5 protein-coding genes are annotated in these 7,005 nt (G+C 35.6%); all 5 read right to left on the bottom strand.

The annotated features are described in order from the left end of the window. A partial coding sequence (locus AC06OU_RS16565; RefSeq protein ID WP_475857248.1) for a YeiH family protein occupies positions 1-975 on the bottom strand: 975 nt, incomplete at its 3' end. A 135-nt stretch (positions 976-1,110) separates the two neighbouring features. Continuing rightward, on the bottom strand, positions 1,111-2,883 hold the full coding sequence (xsc, locus tag AC06OU_RS16560) for a sulfoacetaldehyde acetyltransferase (RefSeq protein ID WP_475857247.1): 1,773 nt from the start codon (positions 2,881-2,883) through the stop codon (positions 1,111-1,113). A gap of 118 nt (positions 2,884-3,001) precedes the next feature. Then, positions 3,002-4,183 carry an iron-containing alcohol dehydrogenase gene (locus AC06OU_RS16555; protein ID WP_475857245.1) on the bottom strand — a complete coding sequence of 394 codons (1,182 nt, stop codon included), beginning with the start codon at positions 4,181-4,183 and terminating at the stop codon, positions 3,002-3,004. 44 nt (positions 4,184-4,227) lie between these two features. Beyond that, positions 4,228-6,126 (bottom strand): TRAP transporter large permease, encoded by a 1,899-nt coding sequence (locus AC06OU_RS16550; protein WP_475857244.1) that lies wholly within the window; start codon positions 6,124-6,126, stop codon positions 4,228-4,230. A 25-nt stretch (positions 6,127-6,151) separates the two neighbouring features. Next, positions 6,152-7,005, bottom strand: an 854-nt coding sequence (locus AC06OU_RS16545; protein ID WP_475857242.1) for a TRAP transporter substrate-binding protein, incomplete at its 5' end; no start/stop codon positions are given.

The following is a 7,005-nucleotide window of genomic DNA, read 5'->3' as shown; positions in this document are numbered from 1 at the left end:
TGTTGCATCTAAGAAACCTAGAGCTAATCCATTATTTTCTATATTCATGTCACCAACTGTTCTTATAAATGCAAGTAGTAAAAATCCTATTACAAACATTGGAACAAGTTTATACCATTTTGGAATTTTCCTTTCACTGCCTTCTATTGCATCTTTACCATCCATATTTCTAAAAAATAAAGAGGAGATAATTGGAATTACGGCTATTATAAATAAATTTCTAGTCAGTTTTGTCACCATTGCAACATTCACTGCTTTTTCAATGTCATACATCTGATTGTATATTAGTGCAGCCCCTGTTACTTGGGCAGTATCATGAATTGCTGTGCCTAAAAAAAGACCAGCTTTGATTGCATCATCACCGAAAAAAGTATTGGCAAGGAAGGGATAGAATAACATGCTAATTAGACCAAAAATAGTAATGTTTGCGATAGCATATGAAATTTCATTGTCTTTTGCCTTTATTACAGGAGAAATTGCCATGATAGCAGTTACACCACAAATACCAGTACCACCTGCAATTAACGTCCCAAGTCGTTTGGACTGTTTCATTTTACTTGTAAAATATAAAGTTACTATGATACCTGAGGATATACAGGCAATAATTAACGGGATACCCCATGCTCCTAGTCTGAGTGCTTCTATTAAACTTAACCTAAGCCCGAGCAAGATAATTCCTAACCTTAAAGCATACTTTACGGCTAAAGCAATTCCAGAAGTGAAAATTGGATGTATATTAATTACATTCCGAATGAAAATTCCAAGAATAATAGCTACGAATATTCCAGATACAGGACTTGAACTCCCCTCCGGTAAAATTTCCAATTTTACAATTACAACCCCAATAAGATTAGCTAAATAAACTCCTAAAATCATCACAATAAAACACAGAACAATCCCAGGAAAATTAACACTAAAGAAATTACGGTTAGAGGCAACTGCAAGTTTATCCATATAATTTTTTATTTTCCCCATAAGCGCACTCCTTACTTTTGAACTCTTCCTTTAAATAAGAAACATTCATAATCTCCCATACTTTCATTAAATAAAAGTAGTTAAATAGAGATTATGAATGTTCATTTAGATTACTTCTGAGAAGTATTTATATATTTATTGATCTTTCCAACTATGATAATCCAAATGCTTGTATTTTTCCAAGTAACGGGTTGGCATTTCTAAAGCATCTTTTCTAAATGGTGGCGCAAGCATAGTTCCATCAACATGAATATCAATGATTGCTGGTTTTTTTGCCTTCAATGCTTCCTCAATCGCTGGTCCAATATCTTCTGCCTTTTCCACAGTAAAACCTAGCGCTCCCATCGAGCGAGCTACTTCCGCAAAATCGGGTGCTTCGATATTTGATCCTACAAAACGATTATTATAATAATCTACCTGATTCTTTTTCTCAGCTGCCCAAGATTCATTATTAAATACACAAGCAATTACAGGTAGATTTTGTTCCACTGCAGTACTAATTTCATGTAAGCTCATCCCCCAAGCCCCATCACCTACAATTGCACATGTTGGTGAATCTGGCTCTGCAATTTGTGCACCCATTGCTGCAGGATAAGCAAATCCACAATTTCCAAAAGTCAATGCTGCAATATGCCGTCTACTTTGGTTAAAGTGCAAATAAGCATTTGCTGTGGATGATACATTTCCAATATCAGTCGAAATTATTGTATTATCCGGTAATGCTTTTCTTACCTCTAATAATGCACGTCTCGGATTAATTCGATTTCCTTCAACCATAGCTAAGTCGGTGAGTTCTTTCTCCCAGTCTTTTTTAAGATTATTTATTTCTACTAAACGAGAAGAATCTACTTCTCTCTCTTCTCCAGTTAGTTGCTTAAGAATTTCTTCACTCGCACTTTTCGCATCTCCTATAATACCTACTTCAACTGGATGTGTTCTAGCAATATTCCTTGGATTAATATCAATTTGAATTATATCTGCATCTTTTGGAAAGTATTCAATATCATAAGCTGGTAAAGTTCCGAATACGGACAATCGAGTTCCAATTGCTAGTAACACGTCCGCTTTCTTTATGGAATTCATAGCAGCTTTTGATCCCATATATCCGATTGGTCCAACAGCCAATGGATGGTCAGCTGGAAAAGCATCATTATGCATATATGAAACGGCTACAGGTGCAGTTAAATATTCTGCTATTTTACTAACAACATCTATTCCGTTTGAATCAACCACTCCGCGTCCTGAAAGTATTACTGGATTTTTAGCTTTCTTCAGAAGCTCTACAGCTTTTTCAATAGAAGCTGGATCACCGCTCCCACGAGCATCTACGCGATACTGATGAGGAGATAAGATTTGTTCCTCAAGTTCACCATAAAAGTAATCACGAGGGATATCATACAAAACTGGACCTCTTTCTGCGTAAGCAATACGGAAAGCAGTTCTTAGCGATTCCGCGACTCGGCTTCTATGTGTAACACGAACAGTTTCTTTTGTGATCGATTTAAAGACAGACACTTGATCACACTCTTGAAAACCATCCCAACCAATAGTAGGCGTACCAGCAGATGGAGATATAATTACCATTGGAGTATGTGCTTGATTTGCGGCAGCGACAGAAGTTACCATATTAGTAATGCCAGGTCCATTTTGACCAATTACAACCCCTGCGATACCAGTAACACGCGTATACGCATCCGCCATATGTGCTGAACTTTGTTCATGCCTTACAGGTACAAAGTTAATACCTGCCGTTGGGAGTAAATCGAGCATATCCATAAATGCTGATCCGAGTATCCCATAAATATCTTTTACACCTTCAGCAACTAATGTTTCTACTATTGCCTCACTTGGCGTCATCTTCACTTTTTTATTTACCTTTTCCTTCATTACTTCTTTTGTGTTTGTCATTCTTTTTCCTCCTCTGTGAAAGTAGTTTCATACTTTGTTCCAAAATTACACATCATCTTTGTCATGACGTCCGTACCAGATAAACCAAAATTATTCTAAAATTTATAATAAGAAGTTATCAGCTCATTAATTTTTGCTTTTTTAACTTCTCTATTAACATCAGTAGTATACCTTCAATATCTTTTTCAGTTGGTACAATCTTATTTGTTAAAATACCATTACCACTCAGTGCATCTTCTACTAAAAGATTTATATTTTCATCCAAATCTTCCAAATTGATATACTTAACTCCAGCTTGCCAAATTCCATAATGATCATTCATTCTACTTATATTTTCAATAGTAGATTCCGCCATTTTTTTAGCTTCTCCATCATTTACTAGCCCTAAGGCAATTCCAATATCCACATACCTATCAGTAGTGACCTCCAATCCATAATGAAGAACGAAAGGAAGCATTAATGAAACACTTAAACCATGAGGAATATTAAATCTCGTTCCTAAAGCTCTACCTAAAGCATGAGCAAGATTCGTAGAAGCATTTGAGAAGGCTATACCAGCATATGAACTTGCTAACAACATACTTTCTCTCGCCTCAAGATCCTTTCCGTTTTCGTATGCACGTGGTAACGCTTTACCAATTAATTGGATAGCTTTAAGAGCAAAGTTATCTGTTGTCGGAGTTGCTTTAGTAGATATATATGCTTCAATTGCATGAGTTAATGCATCCATTCCTGTATATGCCGTAAAGTGTGGCGGTAAACTCTCAGTCAACAATGGATCCAAAATTGCGACATCTGGAATGAGGTCCTTATGTCCAGGATTCATTTTTTGCTGTGTTTCCACATTTGTTATAACCATAACTTTAGTAACCTCTGATCCTGTGCCTGCCGTAGTTGGTAATGCTATTAATGGGAGCCTATCCAGCTTTAAAGCTTCTTGAATTTTTTCCCATTCTATTAATGGATTTGCGCCAAATAAAGCAACAGCCTTTGCAATATCGATTGCACTTCCTCCACCAATTGCTACAACACAATCAGATTTTTTATTATTAAGCTTCACTAGTGCATCATTGACATGATTTGTTGTAGGCTCTCCTTGAAAATCAGAGAAGAAGGTTAACTTTATATTTTTTGCTTCTACAATCTCTTTAATTTTCTTTTCATATCCAAGTTGCTGTAATAGGAATGAGTCTATAATGATAAATAAGTCTTTTACCTCCATTTCTTGAGCAACTCTTCCTAATTCTCCTAAGCAATCTCTCCCTATTTCTATTTGTCTAGGGAAATATGTTGAAGTCATAATAATCCTCCTCTAATTTCTTTATTACCATCCATGTTCCATTTCTAATCAAGGAAGCCAACTAACCACATGCTAAGCATCGGAATATAAGTAACTAATCCTAGTAAAACTAACATTGTTAAAAGTAATGGAACTATTCCTTTTACTACTTCCTCTATTTCCAACTTGGCAATTCCAGCTGCTACGAACAAATTGACACCTACTGGAGGAGTTATAAATCCAATTGCAAGATTAAAAACCATAATTAAGCCAAAATGTACTGGATCTACACCTAATTCCACAGCTATTGGCAACAGTATTGGTGTTAAAATAACAATGGCTGCTAGTGCCTCCATTACAAGTCCTACAAGAAGTAACAGTATATTAAGTAACAACAAGATAATTATTTTATCCTCACTTATCGTCAAGACAAAATTTGCGACTGTTTCAGCAACGCCTTCTAAAGTAATTAGACGTCCAAAGATACTTGCCATTACAATGAGTAGAATAATTACAGAAGAAGTAATCCCAGCAGTTGCTAAATCTTTATACATTTTCTTTAAGGTGAGATCTTTGTAAACAAAGAAGCCTATTATCAAACCATATGCTGCTGCAACAGCCGCGGCTTCTGTGGGAGTCATAAACCCTCCGTATATACCACCTAAAATTATTACTGGAACTAAAAGAGCTAGTTTTGCGTCCCAAGCAGCTTTCAATGTAGAATTTAGATTGAAATTTGTTTTATCCCCTTGCCACTTATTTTTTTTAGAGATTAAATAAGTTACAAGCATTAATGCTAATCCTGTAAGAATACCAGGCACAATACCTGCCATGAACAGCTTAGATATCGATTGTTGCCCTACTATACCGTAGATTACTAAAGGGTTACTAGGAGGTATAATTACGCCTAGAGATCCTGCAGTCGCTACAACAGCTGTTGCGAAACCAGCATTATATCCTTGTTTAATCATAGCCGGGATTAATAAGGTACCAATCGCAGCAACAGTCGCCGGACCTGACCCACTAATAGCCGCAAAAAACATACATGTTACTATGGAAACTAGTGCTAAACCTCCAGGTAGGAATCCTAATAGTTCATCAGATAGCCTTAGGAGTCTTTTGATAATGTTTCCACCACCCATAATAATTCCTGCAGCAATGAAAAATGGAACTGCCATTATCGGAAAATTATCAATACTTGTAAATGCCGTTTGAGGAAGAAAGTCTATTGGAATTGCATCTGTAGCAAGTACAGTCGCTAAAGTACTAATTCCTAATGAGAAAGCAATTGGCATCCCAATTAATATAAACAAGATAAAGTATCCGAATAGAAGAACAGCTACTTCTGTCTTACCCGCTAGTGCCATTGGTAAAATAATGCTTATGGCCATCAAGATTCCCCAAACTCCATCTTTTATCTGGAGCTTTTTTATATCAAAACTAAAGTTCTGTATCAATCTTAAAATTATCAATGAAAAACCTATTGGGACAACGCTGTATGGAATCGCCATTTTTATACCTAATGCGGGCGTTGTTTGTCCTGTCGATAATTGGAATGAGATTAAATCGAAACCGTAACGAATCATAATATAACTAAAATAAAGCATAAAAATTGTATTTGCTAAATTAATAGACCTTTGTATCCTCATCGGTAATCTTTTCACAAGTGCATTTACTTGAATGGACTCCCTCTTCTTAATAGCTAAACTTGCACCAAGAAAAGAAACAGTAATAAAAATATATCTAGAAATTTCTTCCGTCCACGTAGTAATATTTGCTATTTCAATAAACGGTAACAAGTATCTGTTTATTACTTGAAAATTTATTAATATGATAAAGATTAAAAATCCTAGCACGATTAACATCTCTTCAAGTCTTTCATCCAGAAATTTAACTACATTTTTTATACCTTTAGTATTAGGCGCGGGAATATTTTGTATCTCTGAAATAGATTCTTGCTTCATAAACACTCACCACCTTTATTATTCATCATTTGAAAATACTTTCCTTTGTTTTTCCAATTGTTTCTAGAATTACATCAACATATTCAGGTTCAGCTAAACCCTCTTTTACAAATTTATCCCATACTGGCTCTGTCGCCTTTTTCCACTCTTTCATCTCTTCTTCAGTCGGTACATAAACCTCTATACCATAATCTATAAATTGTTGCCTTGCTTCCGCTTCCCTTTCATTTGCACGAGCTCTTTGCCATTGCAAAGCCTCATCTCCAGCCTCCATGATTATCTTTTTATTTTCTTCCGAGAGTGCCTCAAATATATCTTTATTCATGACCAGTACATCGGAGCTATAATTATAATTGACCTCCACCGCATGCTTCAGTACTTCCTGATGCTTTGTATCCCATAACAATGAATAACTATTTCCCTCACCATCAACAGTTCCTTGTTGTAAACCAGTGAAAACTTCTGACCAAGCCATTGGAGTTGGATTTGCTCCGTATGAATTAAAATCTTCCTGTTCAATCTTAGAGTTTGTTGTTCTTATTTTCATTCCTACGAGGTCTGAAGGTCTTTCCACTGGTTTAATATTATTTACTATTTGACGAAATCCATAATCCGGAAAAAATATAACAACAAAACCTGCCTTTAACATTTCTTCACGAATAATATCTCCTGGTTTTCCATCCAGAGCTTTATAAACCTCATCTTTGTTTTCGAATATATAAGGAAGATCCCAAGCGGTAAAATAATTTGTGAAACTTGTCATATTTGGTGTTGATGAACTTGCAAAATCAATACTACCTCTCTGTGCACTTTCTATTACTTCCCTGTCGTCCCCTATTAAACCATCATGATACGTTTTTATTAAAATTTTTCCATCTG

The organism is Psychrobacillus sp., from assembly GCF_056205495.1.
The sequence above is the reverse complement of the archived record's forward strand: the minus strand, read 5'-3'. Positions and strand labels throughout refer to the sequence as shown.

Bases quoted from the DNA above. Each gene is read 5' to 3' on its own strand.
- xsc (WP_475857247.1), bottom strand. From the start codon at position 2,883: ATGACAAACACAAAAGAAGTAATGAAGGAAAAGGTAAATAAAAAAGTG.
- AC06OU_RS16555 (WP_475857245.1), bottom strand. From the start codon at position 4,183: ATGACTTCAACATATTTCCCTAGACAAATAGAAATAGGGAGAGATTGC.
- AC06OU_RS16550 (WP_475857244.1), bottom strand. From the start codon at position 6,126: ATGAAGCAAGAATCTATTTCAGAGATACAAAATATTCCCGCGCCTAAT.